Here is a 22,267-nt window from a genome sequence, read left to right as displayed (position 1 = left end):
TATCACCTATTATTTTTTAGTTTGTTTTGGTTTATCTGGGTTATGATGAGATGGTACTAATAAATGTTTATTAAATGTTTTATCATCAATTTCTCTAGTAATAAATTCTGGTTCTTTAAAAAATAAGATTAGTAATAAAATTGCAAATAAACATGAAATTCCACAAATTAATCAAACTCAATATCCACCAGCTCCACTAATTCCAAATACTGGAGTTTTTGATAAAAACGTATTAACTCCTACAAAAATAATTCCACCAAAGCCATATGTAATTGAGTTAAAAACAACAAAGGTTGCTGGGCGAGTATTAATAGTTGTTACTCTTGAAATAAATTCATATCCTAAAGCAACAGCTAATGTTCCAGTAATAGCTCCACCAATTCCACCAATTAAACTAGTAATAATTGGATTTTTTGGTTTAACTATATAAACTATTGTTCCAATTCCAAATCAACTAATTGAAGCTAAAATCGCTGCTCATAGTAAGAATTGTTTTAATTTAATTTTAGTAACAACTTGTAAAATCAAATAAGATAAAAGTAATTGAACTGGTATTGAAAAAGCTTTTTGATATCCAATATGTTGAGGAGAATTAAATGATTTTGTTGTTGAAGTAAAGTTTTCAACTGTATTTACTCAAATTGAACCAAATGCTTGTACTGTACCAATTACTATTAAAAAGAATAATAACCCAATAATAAAGTTTTTATTTAAAATAATCTGTTTTAAAGTTAATTCTTGATTAAGTTTATTAGCTTGCTTAACTTCTTCATATTTTTTTTGACTAACTCTTTCTTCTTTAACATGCAATTTATCAAAAATATTATCTGGCATAAATAGTCATAAAAAGATTGTCAAAATAACATAAAAAGCACCAACTACATAATATGGAGTAGCATCAGCTCAACTAATTGTTCTTTTATAATAGTTTAAATGTAAAAGCAATTGAGTAAGACCAATTGAACCTAAACCTGCTCCAACTTCATAAAACCCACGTACAAATGAAATTTTTACATTAGTTTTACGCGCAACTGAAGTAGCTCAAGAATCTAAAGCAGTTCTATAAGAATATAACATTCCAAATAATGGAGTAAATACAGTAGCTAATAAAAGTACTGATGAAATTACTGGCATTATAAAAAACATCATTATAGATAAACCTAAAAGTATTGGTAAAATAAAGAACTTATAAGTTTTTTTCTTAGTAATTGCATACACTAAAATAGGTCCTGAAATAAATGAAGCTATTAAAGCAGCAGCTGAAAATAATAAACCTTCTTTTTTAAATGCACTATTAATATTAATATTATAATATTTTGTAATTATATGATTTTCTTTATCTATTACATCATTTAATTTAATATAAAAATCATCTATTGTTTTAATATTGTGTTCACTAAAAACAATAGTTAAATTTTTATCTATTATAGCTGTTCCCATATTTAGATCAGCTTGTAAACTACCATTAAAAATAATTACTTTTTGAATAAATCATTCTAAGTTATAAACAAGTGTTGTTGTTATACCTACTAAAATTCAAAAAATAATCAAAGTTATTAACGACTTATTTTTTTGTTTTTGTAATTCCATAAATAGCCTAAAATTGTTAAATAGACAAATAGTCTAAGTTATTAACAACAAAAATTAGACGTTTCATAAAACTTTTGTTGCTTATATTAATTTTATAATAATTGATTTTAATTTCTTTAAAAAGAAATTTTTGAAATTAGTATACTTTTATAAATAAAAAAAGTATCTTTTTCTAGTATAAACTAAAGATACTTTTTAAACTATAATATTTTTAAAATTAATCTGTAATGCTTGTAATTTTGTAATTAGCTTGAATAATTTTGTCAATGATTTGCTGTTGTTGATCAGTATTTGATAAATCAATAATAAATGTTGCATGAATTTCACTTAATTCTAAATACATAATATCTCTATTAGTTTTTATTTTAAAAATTTTAGCTCCACAAGAATTAATAATATTAATTATATTTAGTATTTCTTTATTATCTGATGGTATATTAACTGATAATACTAATCGTCTATTAGTTTTAATTAAAGCCTTATTAATAATATTACCAACCATTGCAATATCAATGTTTCCACCACTTACTAAACCAACTATTGTTTTATTTTGATTTTTAATATTTAATTTATCAAACATTAAAGCTGCAGCAGTAACTGCTCCTGAACCTTCAGTTACAAACTTACAATTTTCCATTAAAAATAACATTGCTTCAGCAATTTCTTCTTCACTTACAACAACTACATCATCAACATATTGATTTAATATTGAAAAAGTTAAATCACTAACTTTTTTAACAGCAATTCCATCTGCTATTGATGGTTTAGAATCAATCATCACCGGTCTACTCAAAGCTTTTGCTTGTTGATAGGAATTAACATTAGCAGCTTCAACACCAATCATTTTAATATTTGGATTAACTTGTTTTAAATAAGTAGCAATACCACTCATTAATCCACCGCCACCAATTGGTACTAAACAATAATCGATGTTTTTAATTTGTTGATCAATTTCATATGCAATAGTAGCTTGACCTTTAATAATTTCAATATCATCAAAAGCATGAATTAAAGTTAGATTTTCTTTTTCTTTTAATTCAATTGCTTTAGCTAAAGCATCATCAAAAAATCTTCCACTTAGAACAACTTTTCCACCATATTTTTCTGTTGCTTGAATTTTTGCCATTGGGGCATTTTCAGGCATAACAATTGTTGATTTTAACCCTAAATTAGTAGCTGCAAAAGCTACACCTTGTGCATGATTTCCAGCACTAGCTGCAATAATTCCATGTTCTTTTTCTTCATTAGTTAGTTTATTAATTTTATTAGTTGCTCCTCTTAATTTAAAGCTTCCTGTTTTTTGTAAATTTTCTAATTTTAAATAAATATTATTACCAGTTAAAGCTGATAATTTATCTGCATAATGTAAAGGTGTATAATGAATTATTTTAGAAATTTCTTGATGAATTTGTTTAATTTCATCTACTGAAAATGGATGCGACATAAATTCTCCTTTTAGTTTATATGTTCAAATCCTTGTATATTAAATATTATATAGTTTAAAAAACGTTAACTTTATTTACCTAACAAATAAAAAATAATTAATTTTATGATTCTTAAAAAGGTTGACTGTAAAAAAATAATTTAACAAGAATATATAATTTATATTAAGAAAAGAGATGATTTTATATGAATATATCAGGTTTGTATGATACACACTGTCATCTAAATGATAATAGATTTATAGATATTAATATGACTTCAAATGAAATAGTATTTGAAGCTAAAAGATCTGGAGTTAAGTATATTAATAACATAGGTTATGATGTGAAATCTTCTAAAACCGCTATATTTCAAGCTAATTTATCACCAAATGTTTTTGCAGTTGTTGGTATTCATCCAAGTCAAATTCACTTATATTCTGAACAAGCTTTTCAAATTATTGAAGAATTAGCTAATTCAAATAAAGTAGTTGGAATTGGCGAAATGGGTTTAGATTTTTTTGAAACCAATAAGTATGAAAAAGAACAAATTCAAGGTTTTAAAAGACAAATTGAAATAGCTCAAAAACTAGATTTACCAGTAGTTGTACACTTAAGAGATGCTACAAACCATTTCAGAGTTTTTGAAATTGCTTATAAGATTTTTAAAGAAAAACGTGTTAAAAAAGGGGTGATTCATGCTTTTCGTGGTCCTTTAGATTGAGCATTAAAATTTATTGAATTAGGGTTTTATATTTCTTTTGATGCTGCTATTACTCATGAAATCGAACTAGAACAAGTGGTAAAAAATATTTCATTAAATAAATTATTAGTTGAAACAAACTCTCCTTTTTTACCACCAACACCATATAAAAAAGGTTTAAGTTATCCTAAGTACTTACCACTAATTGTTAAACACATAGCAAAAATTAAAAAAGTTTCTGATAGCATTGTTGCAGAAAATACTAAAAATAATGCTGAGCGATTATTTTTAAGATCATATTAAAAAAACGAGAAGTTATTAAATTCTCGTTTTTTATTCAACTAAATCTTCAAAATTTAATACTTTATCAGCTCAATTAGTTTCAAAATTAATATCATGAGTTGTAATTAGAACAGTACCTTGAAATTCTCTAATTGCTTCTAGTAAAGATTCTTTTGCTAAAACATCAATATGATTAGTTGGTTCATCTAAAATTAATAAACTTGCTGGTTCTAAACTAAGTGAGGCTAATCTAACTTTAGTTTGTTCTCCACCAGATAAATCATTCATTGGATTTAACATAAGTTCTGTTCTAATTCCAAACCTTGAAAGTGTTGATCTAATTTCAGGTTCTAGAACTTGTGGGTGTCTACTTGATAAATATGAAATTGGATTTTCATATTCATGAAATTTTTCAACTTGTTCAAAATATCTAACTTCAACACCATCTCCAAGTTTACATCAACCATCAATTGGATTTAATTTATTTGAAACAGTTTTTAAAAAAGTGGTTTTTCCAATTCCATTATATCCTTTAACAATACATTTTTGACCTTCTCTTAATTCAAAAGTTAAAGGAGCAGTTAAACTAAAATTATAACCAATTTCTAAATTTTGAGATTTAACAACAACAGCTGAATTAGGACGTTTATATTTAAAACTCATCTTAGGTTTAACTATTTTTTTTCTTTCATCTAAAACATCCATTTTATCTAATTGCTTTTGACGAGATTGTGCACTTTTAGCTGTTGAAAATCTTGCAGCATTTCTTGCAATATAATCTTTTAGTTTTGCTATTTGTTGTTGTTGAGATTCTCTTGCTTTATCATATTGATCAGCCTTTAAAGCAGATAATTCTAAATACTTATTATAATCTCCAACATATCGATTTATTTTTTGATTTTCTATAGCAAAAATAATTTTTGCTACTCTATTAACAAATTCAATATCATGACTAATCATTAAAAAAGCATTCTCATAATTATTTAAAAAGTTAATTAATCATTCAACTTGCTCAATATCTAAAAAATTAGTGGGTTCATCTAATAAAATAAAATCATCATTTTTTAGCAACAACTTAGCTAATAAAATTTTTCCACGCTGACCACCAGATAATTCTGATAGTTTCTTCTTCATATTATTTGGATTTATTCCTAATCCTGAAACTAAGTTACCAACAGTTTTATCAATAGTATCAAAATTATGACTAGTTAAATAATCTTGTAATTCTAAAGCTTTTATTAAATCTGATTCTTTATATTCAATTGCCATATTTTCATAAATTTTATGAATTTTAGCTTCAATTTCAAAAAGATTTTTAAAAGCATCTTTTAAATACTCTTCACTAGTTATGTTTGGATCTACTTCTTGGTGTTGATCTAGATATCCAATTTTTGCTTTAGGATGCCATTCTATATTTCCATGATCTGGAGTAATTTTTTGAGCAATAATATTTAATAAAGTTGATTTTCCAGCCCCATTAGGACCAACTAAAGCAACATGTTCACCTTTATTAATTCTCATTTCAGAATTTTTATATAAAATTTTTCCTCCATTTTGATGTGTAATATTTTCTAAAACTATTAAACTCATAATCCCTCCTAAAAAACATATTAAAAAACAAACATTTAAAAATAAAAAGTTCTTTTACTTTTTAATAGCTTGTTTTTTTCTTGGAAATGTATCTGGCTCAGTTTTATTTGTTATTCTTTTAATATTTTGAGAATGTCTTAATCCTAAAATTAAACCACCAATTAAAACTATAATATTTCCTTCTAACATTCCACTAGCTCAAGTATTATCAAATCAGTAGTGAAATGAATTTAGTAATGAAAATAAAATGTAGTTTTTTCAAGCAACACTAAATTGTTCTAAACCATTTCATTGTCAAATGAAATAACTCACTCCATTTAAATAAGGAATTCACATTATTATTAAAATAAAAAATGCTGAAAATATTGAAGCAACACTAACTTTTCTTGAAATAGCAACACTTATAAATCAAACAGTTAGAAAAATGATTAAATATAAAATGTTAACTACAAATAAAAGACCTAAAAAACAACTAACTGCTTTTCCACCTTTAAACTTGTAATAAATTGGAAAACAATGTCCAATTAAAGCAAAAATACAAGGAATAAAATAACTAGTTTGACTAAACAAACTATTTGGTATTAGTGATAATAATATAGCTATTATGCTTGTAAAAATTACTTTCAAAGCATCTAAAAAAGCTACAACTAATCCTCATTTTTTACCTAAAGCTCTTACAGTATTAGTTGCTCCAGGATTACCTGATCCAATTTTTCTAATATCAATATTTCCAACTTTTTTAACTATAATTATTGATCAAGAAATAGAACCTAAAAAATACCCAACTATACTAGCTAAAATTATTCCTAAATAATACATATAAAATCCTTTCAAATTCTAATAAGATTATAAAATAAATAAAACTAAACAACAATTGAGGTTATAAATATGCAAAATAAAACTGGCTTATCACTACTTGAAGATGTATTTGTTAATAATTATTATAATAAAATAGATTTTATAAAAATGATTTTTTCAAAAGAACAAATTAATCAGCTAAATTCAAAAATTAATTTAAATGAACTTTTAATTGATCTAAAACAACTTTTAGATCAACAAAAAATCATTAATCAAAATAAAATTAATGATTATCAGTTACAACTGAAACAAACTAATAAAAAAATTTTAAATAAATTATGATTATGATGAATATTACCAATTATTGGTATGTTTATTTTTTTTATTATTTATAATAATCGCTTACAAGATCCATATTATGCAAATCAATTAGTTGATATTAAAGTAAAAATTACTGATTTAGAAATTAAAAACATTTATATAAATAAATTAATAAATGAAATTTTAAATAATAATTAAGATTAAAAAAGCTAGTTATATGAACTAGCTTTTTATTTATTTAATTTTTGCTTGTCAAACTTATAAACCGCTAATTCTGAATCAGTTGCTAAAACAAAATGATTCTTTCCAACATGATGTCATGATGGTTGGTTGTTTTCATCATATTTATGAATGTTATGATCATAAATTGATCCAATTAAAGAACCTTTTTCACTTTCAATTGAAGGAACAGCATCTAATAAACTTTTAGTATAAGGATGATAAGCATTATTAATAATTTCATCAGTTGGTCCTATTTCTAATAAAACTCCTTTATTAATTACAGCAATTCTATCTGAAATATATTCAACCATTCTCAAATCATGAGCAATAAATAATATAGTTAAATTATATTTTTTCTTTAACTCATTAAAAATATTAATAACTTGAGCTTGAATTGAAACATCTAGAGCTGAAATTGGTTCATCAGCAATCAATAACTTAGGACGTAAAACAACAGATCTACAAATTCCTAAACGTTGTTGTTGACCACCAGAAAACTCTAAAGGATATCTTGATAAAACACTTTCATCAAGTCCAACTTGTTTTAGAATTTCAATAATTAAACGGTGCTTACATTCTTTTTCACTAAGTTTTATTAAAGTTTGTCTTTGTAGTTGAGATTCAACTAATCTATTATAAATAGGAGTGTAAAATTCTTTATCATTTGCTTTTAAGTTATTTAGGACATTTAATAAGTCTTCATATACAACTTTATAAGAATTGTCTAGTGTATATGTTAGCTTAGTCATCTGATCAACATAATCAAATATTTTGTTAGTCAATTTATCAGAATCTTTAATTTGACTAATAGTATTGTTATAAACTTTTTCATCAAAATCTGTAATATAAATTAATTTTGCGTTTTTAGTATTTGATAATCCTTCGCCAACTACAGTCTTAACATCTTTAAAAGGATTTAATGAATTAGTAGGATCTTGGAAAATCATTTGTACTTTATTAACCATAAAATTAATAATGTCTTTATATTTTTTACTAAATTTGTTTGTTTTTTCTAAGTTTTTAGGAACGATTCTATCTAGTATTTTGATTTGACCAAAACTATGTGGAGTTAAACCAATAATACTTCTTCCAATAGTTGATTTACCAGAACCAGACTCACCAACTAAACCTAGAACCTCTCCATCATAAATATTTAAATTTAGATCTTTAATAGCAGTAAATTCTTTTGCACCAAACCCATAAACAATATCTAAATTACGAATTTCAACAACAGTTTTTCTATTTTTATAAGCATTTAACATCTCATTAGTACCTTTTCTAATACTACGATATAAAGCTTTTTTAAAAGGTTGTTTTTCGATATAATACTTACTCATTTATAACCTCTTGTTGTTGTTTTAATAATTGTTCGTTTTCTTTTAGTTTTAGTGCAACTTTAATATTTTGTTGTTCTGATTTAGTTTTATAGTTGTTATAAACCATATCATCTACAAAAATATTTTCACCATAAAGATCATTAAGTATTTTGTCATATTTTTTTCATAAATTCAAAATAGTTTTTGGTGGAGTGTAGTTTGGAGCTTTTGAACTTAATAAGTTACTTTTTACAAAATGAGTTGGTGAAATTTGATAAACTGGAGGTTCTTCATAAAAATCAATATCTAATGCATAATCATTTCTAACAGCAAAAGCATCTCCTTGAATTTTATTTAAATTAGCTGGAACTGAGCCACGAATAACTTCTAATTTTTCTCCTTTATTATAATCTGGCATTGAAGTTATCAATCCTCAAGTATAAGGATGTTGTGGGTTTAATAAAATCTCTTCTTTAGTTCCAGATTCAACAATTTGACCAGCATACATAATATTAATAAAATCAGCAATCGAAGCAACTACTCCTAAATCATGAGTAATAAAAGCAATAGCTATTTTAAATTGTTCTTGTAATTCTTTAATAACATCTAAAACTAAAGCTTGAACAGTTGGATCAAGTGCTGTTGTTGGTTCATCCATTACTAAAATTTTTGGTTTTAATGAAATAATACAAGCAATAGCAACACGTTGAATCATTCCTCCAGATAATTCATGAGGATATTTTTTCATAATAGCTTCAGGGTTATTAATTTTAGTTAGTTTTAAATAATTTAAAGCTTGTTCATAAGCTTGTTTTTTTGTTTGAACAATTTTACTTACTAACATACCTTCTATAATTTGATTTCCAATTTTCATAGTTGGATCTAATATAGACATAGGATTTTGAAAAACAGCTGAAATCACTCTTCCTCTTAATTTAGATTTTTCTCATTGATATTCATTAAAATTATGAACTTCTAATCCATACAATTTAACACTTCCAGATTCAATAATAGAATTTGAACCACTTAATCCATACAATAAAGAAGTAATTACTGATTTACCAGAACCAGATTCACCAATTAGTGCATGAACTTTTCCTTCATAAATTTTTAAACTAGGTCCACGTAAAACTATATTTTTTTCTCTAGGATTAGCTGGATTTTTAAAAGATAAATAAACATCATCAATGTGAGCAGCAACATTAACTAATTTTCCAAAAACTTCTTCTTGTTCAATGTTTTTAAAAATATCTACAGTTTGTTGATCATTATTTTTATTAAAAAGATTTTTAACTACATTATATTTATGTTTTCAATAATCAATAAAGACTTGAACTATAGACTTATTAGTTTTATCTTTGATTTCAAGTAGATCTAATGGGATTGGCATATTGTTATAAACAAGTGGTGTTTTAAACTTTTTACTATATCCTTGTTTGTTTTTAATTTGATCTTTCATATACTACCTATCTTTGTCTTAATAATGTATCTTGAACTGAATTAGCCATTAATTGAATAGAAGTAGTTACTAATATTAACATAAATGAAGGAATTAAAACATATCTAGGAAACACAGTAAAGTTTTTAGATCCATCACTAATTAAATTACCTAAAGTTGCAACATTTGGTATTGATAATCCAATAAATGCTAAAGAAGTTTCAGAAAGTATAATTCCTGGAATATGAAACACAATTTCAGTAATTAATAAAGATATTAAAACTGGTAAATAGTTTAATAAAACTTTATAAGTTGGGGTTCCCAAAACTTTTGAAGCACTTACTCATTCAAATGATTTTGCTCTTAAAACTTGTGAACGCATTTGATTTGCAATTCCTGTTCAAGAAGTAAAAGATAATGCAAATACCATAACTCAAAATGTAGGTTTAATAATAATAGTAATAGTAATCAGAATAATAATAGAAGGTACATTTGAAATAATTTTAATAACAAAAGTCATTAGTTTATCAAATATACGAAAATGACCCATCATAATTCCAATAAATAACCCAATAATTACTTGAATAAAAGTAGCTACAACAGATAAAGTTAATGAATATCTTAATCCATGTCATAATCTAGCTCATAAATCTCTACCTAATGCATCAGTTCCTAAAATATGACCATTAGTAAAAAATGTTTCATTTCTATTTTCTACATCAATTATTAATGGATCTTTTGTAGTTAAAGGAATAATTAAAGATAAAACAATTAAAGTTGCTAAAATAACAAATCCAAAAACTCCAGCAAATGATCTTGAAAAACGATAAAAAAATTCTATAAAAGCATTTTTTTGATTATGCATTTTACTTGTTTCACTAAACTCTAATAAATTACCAACTAATTGTCATTGTTGATGAGCTAACGGACGTAAAATTTTGTTTGGTGCTAGATCAGATCCACTAATATTTGTTGGACTTAATTCTGCTCTTTTTTTACGATAATGTCAGTTTTTAAATAATTGAGATAATTTTGTCATATTAAGCTTTCTTTCTTACTCTTGGATCAATTACTTTATATAAAGCATCACGACATGTATATGACAAAATAGTTAGTAATGAAAATAGAGTTACCATAAATAAAATAATATTAAAGTCTTTTGAAGTAATTGCATTTAATAACAAACCACCAGATCCTGTAATAAAGAAAATTTGTTCAATAAATAATGAACCAATAAAACTTCCAAAAATTACTACTGGAAAAAAGGTTGCTATTGGAAATAAAGCTGGTTTTAAAGCATGAGTTCAAACAAATCTACGTTTAGTGATTCCTTTTAAATAAATAAATTTACAATGTTGAGAATTTAATTCTCTATTTAGTTCAGTTCTAATATATTTAATATAAACAATAATAGAGCCTAATGATAATGAAAATCCTGGAAGAATATATGATGCTAAATTAGCTTGATCAAAAATATAAGGTATTCCGGCTGATCGGCCTAATAATAACAATCATAAAGCAAATACTAATGAAGGTATTGATGAAAAAATTGAAACTAATACAGTTGCAATGTGATCTGGTAATTTATCTGGATTCATACCAACATAAACTCCTAAAGGTATACCAATTAATAAAGTTAACATTACTGAAAATATACCAATTAAAAAGCTTTTATAAAATCTTACTCAAACAAAGTCATTAATTTTTTCACCAGGAAAAACTGATAAACTAATTCCAAAATCTAAATGTAAGATGTTATATAAATAAATTCCATATCTAACAAGTAATGGTTGATTTAAACCATAATGCTCTTCAACAGCAGCTTTAGCTGCTTCATCAAGTCCAGCAGTTAAACCAGTTCCACCCGGTACTGAGTTAATTAAAAAGAAAGTAGCAGTAATAACAATAAAAGCAACAACAAAAAACTCTATAAATATTCAAATTGTTCTTAGTAATGAAGAAATTCAAGGTGTTTTGATGTTAAAAATACGTTTATGTCAAGCGATATCGTATTTTATTTTATTACTAAAATCTACATGTTGTTTATGCTCTATGGCATTTTTTGGCAATGTAGATAAATCATCAACAAAATTAGATGTTGTTTTTGATTTCATTATTCTGTCTCCTTAATATCAGTTGGTAATTTTGGACTTGGTGGAAAGGCTGTATCGTATGCAAATTGTAGTGAATAAGTAAATAGGTTATCACTTCCATTTACTCTTGAAATTTCTCAGTATGTATCAACTTCCATTAAAGGAACTACTGGAGCTGCATCACGAATAATTTTTTCTAAAGCTCCAATAATTCCAAATGAAGATTGTTCAGTTCATTTTTCTTCATTAATTTCTTTTGATGTATATTGATTTGTAAAAAAGGCATTAACACGTTCAGTATATTCACTTAATGATTCTTCTTTATTAACACCTTTATCTTTATATTTAGTTTTTCTAAATGATAATTCTAAGATTTTATTTCATAATTTTTCATTAATACGTAAACGTGTTCTTAGTTTTTCAGCTTCATTTTTATGTTTTTGATCAATAACTACTTTTCCAGATTCATCTAATTTATAACCAATTTCACTAAAGTATTTTTCATAAGTAAATGAACCAGATGGATTATTTCTAAATCCTGTAGTTTTTGCATTTTTACTATCAATTCCATCAGTTCTAAAAAATACTCTTACATAACTATAAGCATCAGATCCAAACGCATCAAAGTTACGATATAATAGATCAAACTCACCTTTAGTTCTTGCATATTCATACACATTTTCAGGTAAGCTTTTAATTTCAATATTAATAAATCCATTAAATGCTTTTCTCATAAAATCTTGTAAAGCAATACCAGCATTTTGTTGTTCATCAGTTGAATTTGAAATATATTTTAAAGTTAGTGATTTAACATTAGGATGTTTTTGTTTAAATAAATCTAAATATTTATTAGCAATATTTAAATCAAAACCTTTATCTGTTCTATCAACATGTTCAAAATTATAAGATTTTGATAAGTGATCTATGTGTTTGTAGTTTTGTACTGGAATCGCTTTTTTATTATCAACTTTTGTATACATTTCATCATGATCAAATGCAATTTCAATAGCATCTCCAAATGATGAAGAACCTTGACCAAATGCTGTTCAAGTAATAACTGGATAAGACGAGTTTCAACCAACAATATTTAACATTTCATCACGATTGATTGCATAATAAATTGCATTTCTTAAATCAGAATCATAAATATAACGTGAATCAGAGTTTTTATCTAAACTATCATATCTTTCTTGATCTAAATTAAAGGCTAAAGCAATTGTTCCAAATCCAGCAGATTTTTTCATATATTTTCTATATTCTTGATTAGTTCAATAAGGTAATTGACTAATTGCTGGTATTCTAGTAGCTGCAATATACTTATCATCATATAAAGCAGCATTAATATTAGGATTTGAACTAAAGAAAATTTTGATTTTGTTTGAAATAGTTTTTGGTGCTGAATAATAATTTGGATTTTTACTTAATAATAAATAACCTTGAGGACCTAAAACTGCATCATCAAGATTAAATGCTCCAGTTGTTAAAAATCTTTCTTTAGTTAAACCAAAATCATTGATTCCACCATTTAATTCAACAAATTTTCTATTAATTGGAAATAGTGTTGATAACATATCTTGAACAACATTTGAAATTGAAGTAGGTTCACTTGCAGCATACTCAACACGTAGCGAATATTCATCTAAAGCTAATTCTCTATGTCATCTATATTTTTTAGCATCAAAACTATCAATGAATTCATTTGATAAAGTGTCAGAGTTTTTATAAGCTTTATTAACTTCTTTATTATAATTTTCAAGATTATTTTCACTATATATTGTATTTATATGACTTTTTAATTCTCTTGATTGTTGTAATAATTTGTCAAATTCTTTACTAAACTTTTGTCTTGGGTCAGAAAATAAATATTTTTTAATTTTAACTGCTTTTCTTTGCAATGTGTTTTTACGTTGTTCTGAACTTAGATTTGGATTTAAATACTCTAAATTAGGAAGCATTATTATAGTTTCATCAGCATTTGGATCAAAATCAGGAGAATAAGCAATACTACTTAAAATTTCTCTATTTGAATAATTTCAATATAATCTTCCTGAATATAAACCTAGTTTTTTAATTGCATTTTGTAGTTTATCTAAAACTTGTTTTTCTTCTTTTTGTAGTTGTTCTATTTCTTGTTTAGATAATGTTTTATTTTTATACTTACTACTATTTTTTAAAATGTGATCAATTTGTGAAGCATAAAAATTCTTTTTATATTCTTCGTTAAATACATCGTATAAATATTTTCCATTAATTTCTTTTATTTTTGGATATTGAAATGGATTAGTATAAGTTACACCAAATTTTCTAATGTATTCATTTTGTAAATCAACAACAGTTTGAGCGTTTGCGAATTTACGTTGTAAGATGTTAGTTAGTCTTTGAGATCCAGTTGATAAATCTAAAATATAATGAAGTGCATCAACATAATCATCAGCTACAACTTCATCATTATTACTTCATCTACTTTGACCATTATTTAATAAAATGTTTGCTGATTGAACTTTATTATTACTTAATAAAATACTTGCAGGATGATAAGTGCTTTTATCAGCACTTAAAGTTCCAGTAGTGTTTCCAAATCCATCAAGTGCATAAAACCTACTAGTTAGATTAGCACTTGGTTCTTTAGTTGTGTAGTATTTATCAATACTTGTAATGCCTTTTTCTATATCACTATCTGTAAGCTTTATATCATTTGTATAAGCTCCCATTGGAATTTCAGGAATTGATAAAATTCTTTTTAAATTTTCACTAGGACCAGATTTTAATGGAGCTTCAACTAAGCTTGGTAATACTTTACTAACTGATGCAAATTTAATGTAGTTTAAAGAGTTAATTGGTTCAGCTACTAAACCTAGATCATAGTTTCTAACTTCTTTTTTAGATCTTGTATTAGTGACTATTAGTGGAATAGAACTTGCTAAAACTGCAGCTGATATACCACCAAATATAATTGAAAATTTAGTTATTTTCTTCATAATAATCTCCTATTTAACTCCATTAAATTGATCGTAAACATAAAGTGTATTTTCATAGTGTTTAAATCCATTTGCATCAACTTTAACTGGGTTTTTACTTTTTTCCATTCTAATTGGAGCTTGTGAGAATGTTTTTCCATTTTCAGCAATTGATTGAAAATCACCTAAGTCAGTTTTAATAATATCTTTAGTTCCTTTTTTATCACTTGAAAAATAAACACTATATTTTTGCCCAGGTGTTAATAAGGCATTTTGATATTTAGACATAATTGCATAATCACTAACTCATGAAACAAATCCAGTCCCTTTATGATGACCATTAGTATCTTTATAGTCATATTTTTCATGAGCTAAAGTATGACGAATAGCATTACGTTCTTCATCAGTTTTTGCAGCTTCATATTTAGCTTCATTTTCAATATTTTGAGTTTTGTAATAAAACATATTACTACTAAATTGCTTGTTAATTTTTACTGTTTTAACTTCTCCAGTTTCTTTGTTTTTAAATGCTAAATAATTTGCTTTATTTGCAACATCACTTGATAAATATCCAAACATAGCAACAGCATCTTTTGTAGCATCTCTTCAAATACCACTAATGTTACGCTTTCCTACACCTTGAGATTGAATGTAATATTGTCAATAAGCATTAACTCTTGAAGTAACAACTTTATTTTCTAGATCTTTAATTCTAATAGTTTTGTCTTCAATTGGTTTACCATCATCATCATAAAGTTTGAAATCTAAAAAGTCACGATATCATCTATCTTTAAATCAACCGTTATTAATTGATTGGAATTCTCCAAAATAACTATTGTTATAGTTTGAATCATCACTTAAATTAGACTTTTGAGATAGTTTAGAATTACGATATTTTAAATTTAAAGCTTCAGCTTTATTTTTAGTCTCATTATCAACTAATTTTTCATAATCTAAAATAGTATTTACAATACCATTTCTTCCATCACGATCATTAATTTTAATTGCACGTTTTTTTCATTTAGCAGTTGTAGTTCCATCAACAACATACTCTAAACCAGTTGTAGATTCACTAATATTTGATAAAAAGCTTGGCATATTTCCAAAATCATGATTACTTGGAGAATAAGTAATTTGTAAGTTATCACGGTTAATTACTTCAGCAAAACTATAAGTATAATTTGAAAATAATTCATTAAATTTACGTTCAGTTTTATTATGGAAATATTCTAGTACATCTTGAGATGGAGAAGTGTGGAACTGAGCAGTTGCTAGCGATGAAAATATACTCAATAGATCCAACTTTTTATTAGCGATATGAATTTTGGTTTGATCAGTATATAGTTGTATTTTGTTATCAAAAACTAGTGCATCAACCAAATTTAATTGTTTAGTTTCTACATTTAATTCTTTAGCAAATTTATCATATGCATTTAGCATATCGTCAGTAGATATTTCTCATCTATCTTTATCTGGATTTTTAATTTTAAATTCTGTTTTTTTAAAGTCTCCATAACCATGAACTGAATCAAATATTCATCCTAGATCCTTATTAGTCTTAATATCATCAATTGAAAGTGCACTATTAAACATTGCAAAGTATGATGAACTAAATCTACGCATTATTTCATTAGCTCACATTTGATCGCTTTTATCATTATTAGCTTTTTCATAAAATCTCTTAAATGCTTCTTTTTGATTAGCATTCATTGAGGCGATTGAATCTAATTTGCCTAAAACATATGTTTTAAAATTAGTTTTAAATTTATCAATATTAACTTTAGATTTAACGTATTCTATGTCTCAATTGACAGCATCATCTGAAGGGTTGTATTTAGCTTTTGTAAAATCTACATTTACAAAATCAAGTCATTTTTGAGTTTCCGTAAATTCCAATGTACCATTATCAAGGTTATTTAGTGAGCCAAATAATCCATTTAAAATGTTATGATCAAGCTCTTTTAATCCATTACTATAATTTAATTTTAGTTTATTAACATTTAAAATAGTTTGTCCATCTCCATCATTTAGCATTACTAATTGTCCAGATTTATTAACCATACTTCAAATACCATTTTTATTAAACTTACTAGCAATGAAAGTTGGAGTGTATTCAGACATTCATTTTAATACTTTTTTGGCATTGAATATTTGTTCATATTCTCTAGGTAATCTACTTAAAAAGTATAAACTAGTATATGCATCTTGTAATTTAACATTAGGCATATACATCTTATCTTTACTAATTCATAGAACTTGGCCTGAACCACCATTTGTTGTATTATCTTCTGAAGACCCAGCTGTAAATAATGTTCCTAATAATAATGCAAAATTATCTTGGCCATTCTGGTTACTTGTTTTAAGATTCTTAGGGTTTGCATATATTAAACTAGACTGTTTGTCCTTATACTTATGGCTGATATTGTTTTCACTAGCGTCTAAATTATAGTATTTTATAATATTGTTCTTACCATCATTTTTATAAGAACCGGTCTCAACATCTCTATTCGAAACATAATTACCATAAATTTTTTTAAACATTTCATTAACTGTAGGAGGTATTCTAGTACCAAAAATATCCTTAATTGCAGGATAGTTTAAATCAATTTTTGAGTCTAAACTAAGGCGTGTATCAGCCTTATTTCAACCATTTATTGAATATTTATCAACCACAAGAGACTTAATTGTTTTTTCAACAACTTTAATTTTTTCATTTACAAATTCAATGGTTTTTGCTGGATCACTACCATCTGTTTTCAAATCTACATTAAGAGGAACATTAACAATAGGAGATCCATCTTTGTTATAAACTAATACTTCAGTAATTTTTGTATACTTACCTTCTGAATCTTTTTGACCTTTAACTACTATAGGTTCAACACTTTTACCATTATTTGAAATATTAAATCTAATTGGATTTCCTTTACCATCTTTTAAAATTCCATCTAACATTTTTAAAGATGCCGGTTGAAATCTTAATACACCTTTATCATCTTTATACATATACTTAACAACTTGATTTTGTTGTTCTGAACTATTAAAAGTTGGATTTAATGTACCTGAATAAAAATCAATTGCATTAGCAAGTCATAAATCAAATGCAGTTAATCACTTTTTATCATCATCAGTAGTTAAATTATTTTCTTTTTGTCTTTCTTTAACTGCTTCTAATAATCCAGCAAAATCTTGAAGAAATCTTCTTTTTTTGTTGCTTAATGCTTTTCTAATATTTGGATCTTCAATATTAACTCCTCAAATATCAGAATCATCTTCTAATCCCTTTTTATTAGATTTAGTATCAAAACTTATAGAACCGTTTTTATCTTTTTTAGCAAAATTAAAAGTAGCATATTCTCCATAATCTTTAATTGCACCAAATTGATCTAATAAACGTTTAGTTTCTAGTTCAATATGAGTACGAGCTTTTAAAAATAAATCAACAGCTTCTCTACTGTAGTAGTTATTAATGTTTGGTGTTGCTCCAGGAGTTAATGCACTAATAAAGATTGGATCACTACCTTTATTTCCTAAATCCTGAGCACCATTTAAAGTAATATGATGTCCATATTCGTGAGCTCCAACAAATTTTAAAAAGTCAGTTGATATACCTTTAAAGTTATTATCAGACATTTTTAAAATTGCTCATAAACCAATACGATCATCTTTTGTAAAACCTAAATATTTTCCATTTTCTAATTTATATTGCATCACACCATTTTCATCAAGAACTTTTTTAATATGAGGTCCTTCTAATCATTGTGCAGCATAAGGTACTTTTTCTAATAATTCATCAATCAAATTTTCATAAGCATCTACATAAACATTAAATGTCTTTTCAAGCTTATTAGTAATAGGATTTCTCAAATCACTTTCTTCTTTTAAAACACTTGGAACAACTACTTTTTTATATCCTAAAACCGCAAATAAATCATTAGTTGCTCTAATAACATCTTTTTTAGCATTAGCATTAATAGAGATATTAATTCATTTATTTCCAAATTTCTCATTATTAGATGTTTTTTCTGTTTTAGTATCTCTAAGAGAAATCAATAAATTTTGTCCCTCTTTTTTAAGATTAAATAAATCTACTTTAAAAATAATTTTATTAATTTCTTCTTGACTAATATTAGGTTTTATAATATTTTTCTTAGTTAAAATATCAACTAGCTCAACTTTAGAACTTGCAACAATTAAATCATTTTCACTTTTTAATTCTTCATATTTTTTATTTTCATTAGCATTTATTTCTTTAACAAATTTTGAATAAACAAAAAACTCTGTTAAACCATTTTTTAATATATTTTTTCTATCAGCAACAAATTCATTTAAGTTATAAAAATCTCTTCAATTCAATTTATTTTTATCACTATGTTGAACTAAAGTTTCTAAAGTAATTAATTCTGGTAATGAATATGCAATATCTGTTTCATAATATTTTTTTTCATTAAATGCTTTATTACTAGTAGTTTTACCTAAAATTTGATTAAACTTATCTTCAGAATCAAATAATTTTTTATCAACTTTTTTAAGAACATCTAATGTTAAGTCTTTTTGTTTTAATAAACTAACTACACTATTATCAGACTCAAATTCTTTTAAAAGACCTTCTAATTCTTTTTCTTTTCCATTAGATTTTAATTTAATATTTTCTTTAATTTGTAAAATAAAATTTTTTACTTTGTCTTCTAATTTTTGTTTAGCATTAGAAAAATTAACATAATTTTTAAGTGCAACATAAGTTTTATTACCATTAGAAGTCATTTGCTCAGTTAAAACATCAGAAAAAGCATTATGAATAATGTATTTTGATTTATCATTAAAAGTTAAAACTAATTTTTTATCAATAATCTTATTAGTATTATCTTGCTTTACTTCTGCATCACTAATAGTTTTTTCTTCTAAAGCAACATTCTTTGGATTTATTTTTTCAAAAAATTTATAAGAATCATTTTCTTTTTTATACTCAGAAAGTTTAACTTCTAATTTTTTACGAGCTTCTTGTAAACTATTTGCTGGAATAGCAAACAAATATGGGGATTTATCTTCTAATCTTTTCTTTTCTAATTCAGAATAAGTTTTAGAAAATTTACTTTGTCAATTTTCTTGTTTATAAACAAAAACTTTTTGTTCTTTTAAAAAACTAACATTAGTAATTCCTCTAAAGTATGACTTATTAATTGTTTGTTGAGATAAATTAGCTAGCGAATTATAGTTTTTAACATTAGCTAAAAAACCTTCTAAGTCTTTTTGAGTTAGAACTTGTTGATTCAATTTATAGGTTAATGACTCATAAGCGTTACCTCTACCACTCAAATTAGAATAAATAGGAAGTGTTCCAAAAAAAGCATCAGGATAAAACTTAATAGTTGTTTCTTCTTTGTTTTTATTACTATGTGCTCCTAAAGTAATGCTATTACCACTCATTTCAACACCTTTAACAATTGAAAACGATTTTAGAGTAATAATTTCAGGGCCTCAAGAAACATTTTTCATAAATCATTTAGTGAATTTGTAAAATTCTTGTGGGCTTACAGCTTCTATATATTGATTGTAAAAATTAAATGAACCATATCTAATATTTAAATAAGGTAAGGCTTAATACTTTTGATAATACTGTTGTAAATATTGATCAACACTTATTTCTTTTTCATTAAATTTAACTACATTTTTTTCTGGATCATACTTTACACTTTTCTTATTATTATGAACTTCAGAAAATTCAGTTACAGGCAAAGCATTAGGATCAATAAAAGCATTTTTAAATGATTCTTCATCAACAAAATTTTTACGACCAAGTTTTTCAATAGATGTAGTTGAGTATTTATAAGCAGATCCTAAAACGACAGTAGTTGCAACAATAATTAAACTAGCAGATATAGCATATTTGTGTCATACGTATTTTTTAAAATTTATTTTTGACATAAGCAATACTCCTTAATCAATGTTTTTATTATGTTCATTTTTGAGAAAAAAGCAGAGACATACAATCTCAATATGAATAAAATATTGCAACATTTAAGTAATTACTAACATCAATTACAAGATATTACTAAAATAAATTTCAAAAATTAGTTAGCTTTCATGTTAATAATATTTCTCTTTTCTAGTTGCTTATTCTATGTTAATAGGAATAATACCACAAAGACTTTTATATTTGCAAATGCTTTTTTTGTTTTTTTATTAATAAATTAATTAAAAATAAAAAGCAAAATTTTAAAAATAATTGCAAAAAACGCCTTTTTTAAGGGTTTTTCTTATAATTTAGCTTTTAATTTACTAATATTTCAGAAAACAAAGCTTATTTTTTATTTTAAAAAAAAATAAAAAAACTAGTTCAAAAACTAGTTTTTATTGATCCAAATTATTTAAATTAATATTCTTTAATAGGTTCAACATTTTTAAATGAAACTTCTAAAGTGGTTCATCTTCCAAACATTTCAATAGCAACAAAAGCTACACCTTTTGAATAGTCCATGTCTTTAACAGTACCTTCTTCATTTTCATGAATACCAGATTTAACTTTAACAACATCACCAATTTTAAAATCAGCAGTAAACAAAGCTTTTTTAGCGACTGCTTCATTTTTTTGTTTAGTTTCTTGTTCTTTTTCTTCTTCATGAGCTTGTTGAATTTCTTCAATATTTGGTACTAACATATTTAAAGTTTCTTCAATAGTTAAAGGAGAAGGTTTAGCCCCACGACCACTTGAACCAATAAATCCAGTTACCCCAGGAGTATTTCTAATTAAAAATCAAGCCTTTTCACTCATAATCATATTAATAAAAATATAACCTGGAAACTTATTTTTAATTGAAGTTTTTCCTGATTTACTTACTTGATTCGCTTTTGAAATTTTTATTGAAAAAACTTCATCTTCAATACTAGCTGATTTAATTTTTTGTTGTAGATCACCTAAAACTTTTTCTTCATGCCCAGTTTGACAAGAAATTACAAATCATTGTCCTTTAGCTTCTAACAACTCATCTTCTAGTTGTTTAATTTCTTCATAAGTCATAAATTGTCTCCCCTAATTAAAATGCTTTTATTAATCTAAATAAATGTTGAATCACAATATCTACACCAAAAAATAACAAAGCAAAAATACTCATAAAAATAATTACTATTAAAAATTTTTTACCTAAACTTCTTGAACCAGTTCATCTAATTTTAAAGAATTCCTTAGACATTCTTATTGGAAGCTCTTTAAATCATTTTCTAAAATTTTTTGGTTGTTTTTCTTTTTTAACTTTTAATTTCTTTTTAGTTGCTTTAGAAATTTTTTGTGTATTTTTAGGTTTTATAAGTTCATTTTGTTCAACTTGATCTATACTAATTTCTTTTTCCATTATCTTGTTTCCTTATGTAGGGTATGTGCATTACAAGTAGTGCAAAATTTTTTAATTTCTAGTCTTTGTTTTTGAGTTAAACCACTCTTATTAACAGAATAATTTCTACTTAAACACTCAACACAAACTAATGTTGCTTTTTTATTTGTTGAACTTCTCATATAAAACCTCCAAAGATACTAACAATTAA

16 protein-coding genes are annotated in these 22,267 nt (G+C 25.2%); 2 read left to right on the top strand and 14 right to left on the bottom strand.

The genetic code is table 4. The features are described from left to right. Positions 1-9: 9 nt before the first annotated feature. Both MSB_RS00830 and ilvA read right to left on the bottom strand, forming a co-directional pair. The gene (locus MSB_RS00830) at positions 10-1,590 is read right to left on the bottom strand and encodes an MFS transporter (protein WP_013447486.1); all 1,581 of its coding nucleotides are present in this window, start codon (positions 1,588-1,590) and stop codon (positions 10-12) included. Positions 1,591-1,807: 217 nt separating this feature from the next. Continuing rightward, positions 1,808-3,034 (bottom strand): threonine ammonia-lyase, encoded by a 1,227-nt coding sequence (gene ilvA, locus MSB_RS00825; RefSeq protein ID WP_013447485.1) that lies wholly within the window; start codon positions 3,032-3,034, stop codon positions 1,808-1,810. A gap of 185 nt (positions 3,035-3,219) precedes the next feature. Here ilvA and MSB_RS00820 point away from each other — a divergent pair, with 185 nt between their 5' ends. Beyond that, positions 3,220-4,017, top strand: coding sequence for a TatD family hydrolase (locus MSB_RS00820; protein WP_013447484.1), 798 nt, complete (start codon positions 3,220-3,222; stop codon positions 4,015-4,017). A gap of 30 nt (positions 4,018-4,047) precedes the next feature. Here the strand turns inward: MSB_RS00820 and MSB_RS00815 are convergent, their stop codons facing one another. Together MSB_RS00815 and plsY are read right to left on the bottom strand one after the other, a co-directional pair. Next, positions 4,048-5,586 (bottom strand): ABC-F family ATP-binding cassette domain-containing protein, encoded by a 1,539-nt coding sequence (locus MSB_RS00815; RefSeq protein WP_013447483.1) that lies wholly within the window; start codon positions 5,584-5,586, stop codon positions 4,048-4,050. A 54-nt stretch (positions 5,587-5,640) separates the two neighbouring features. Continuing rightward, positions 5,641-6,420, bottom strand: a complete 780-nt coding sequence (gene plsY, locus MSB_RS00810; protein ID WP_129619736.1) for a glycerol-3-phosphate 1-O-acyltransferase PlsY — start codon at positions 6,418-6,420, stop codon at positions 5,641-5,643. A gap of 54 nt (positions 6,421-6,474) precedes the next feature. On the opposite strand from plsY, the gene MSB_RS04905 reads away from it, so the two are divergent. After that, the gene (locus MSB_RS04905; RefSeq protein ID WP_013447481.1) at positions 6,475-6,903 is read left to right on the top strand and encodes a hypothetical protein; all 429 of its coding nucleotides are present in this window, start codon (positions 6,475-6,477) and stop codon (positions 6,901-6,903) included. Between the two features lie 32 nt (positions 6,904-6,935). Here MSB_RS04905 and MSB_RS00800 read toward each other — a convergent pair whose 3' ends face one another. The 10 genes from MSB_RS00800 to rpmG all read right to left on the bottom strand — a co-directional run bounded on the left by MSB_RS00800 (position 6,936) and on the right by rpmG (position 22,238). Next, positions 6,936-8,264: an ABC transporter ATP-binding protein gene (locus tag MSB_RS00800; RefSeq protein WP_013447480.1), complete on the bottom strand. Its 1,329-nt coding sequence runs from the start codon at positions 8,262-8,264 to the stop codon at positions 6,936-6,938. Further along, complete coding sequence (locus MSB_RS00795) at positions 8,257-9,702, bottom strand: ABC transporter ATP-binding protein (RefSeq protein ID WP_013447479.1); 1,446 nt, start codon at positions 9,700-9,702, stop codon at positions 8,257-8,259. The genes MSB_RS00800 and MSB_RS00795 overlap by 8 nt, the downstream gene beginning before the upstream one ends. Positions 9,703-9,709: 7 nt before the next feature. Beyond that, on the bottom strand, positions 9,710-10,720 hold the full coding sequence (locus MSB_RS00790; protein ID WP_013447478.1) for an ABC transporter permease: 1,011 nt from the start codon (positions 10,718-10,720) through the stop codon (positions 9,710-9,712). A 1-nt stretch (position 10,721) separates the two neighbouring features. After that, positions 10,722-11,795 (bottom strand): ABC transporter permease, encoded by a 1,074-nt coding sequence (locus tag MSB_RS00785; RefSeq protein WP_013447477.1) that lies wholly within the window; start codon positions 11,793-11,795, stop codon positions 10,722-10,724. Continuing rightward, positions 11,795-14,752, bottom strand: a complete 2,958-nt coding sequence (locus MSB_RS00780) for a periplasmic substrate-binding domain-containing protein (protein ID WP_013447476.1) — start codon at positions 14,750-14,752, stop codon at positions 11,795-11,797. Before MSB_RS00780 ends, MSB_RS00785 begins: the two co-directional genes overlap by 1 nt. A 9-nt stretch (positions 14,753-14,761) precedes the next feature. After that, entirely contained in the window at positions 14,762-20,272 is a 5,511-nt protein-coding gene (locus tag MSB_RS00775; RefSeq protein ID WP_408632429.1) for a PDxFFG protein, read from the bottom strand. A 54-nt stretch (positions 20,273-20,326) separates the two neighbouring features. After that, positions 20,327-20,653: a hypothetical protein gene (locus MSB_RS05385; protein ID WP_013447474.1), complete on the bottom strand. Its 327-nt coding sequence runs from the start codon at positions 20,651-20,653 to the stop codon at positions 20,327-20,329. A 448-nt stretch (positions 20,654-21,101) separates the two neighbouring features. Then, positions 21,102-21,746 (bottom strand): transcription termination/antitermination protein NusG, encoded by a 645-nt coding sequence (gene nusG, locus MSB_RS00770; RefSeq protein WP_013447473.1) that lies wholly within the window; start codon positions 21,744-21,746, stop codon positions 21,102-21,104. A 16-nt stretch (positions 21,747-21,762) separates the two neighbouring features. Next, positions 21,763-22,077, bottom strand: coding sequence for a preprotein translocase subunit SecE (gene secE / locus MSB_RS00765; RefSeq protein ID WP_013447472.1), 315 nt, complete (start codon positions 22,075-22,077; stop codon positions 21,763-21,765). Beyond that, positions 22,077-22,238, bottom strand: a complete 162-nt coding sequence (rpmG, locus tag MSB_RS00760) for a 50S ribosomal protein L33 (protein WP_011387009.1) — start codon at positions 22,236-22,238, stop codon at positions 22,077-22,079. The genes secE and rpmG overlap by 1 nt, the downstream gene beginning before the upstream one ends. Between the last annotated feature and the right edge of the window lie 29 nt (positions 22,239-22,267).

The organism is Mycoplasma leachii PG50, assembly GCF_000183365.1.
Taxonomy (GTDB): Bacteria; Bacillota_I; Bacilli_A; order Mycoplasmatales; family Mycoplasmataceae; genus Mycoplasma; species Mycoplasma leachii.
The sequence above is the reverse complement of the archived record's forward strand: the minus strand, read 5'-3'. Positions and strand labels throughout refer to the sequence as shown.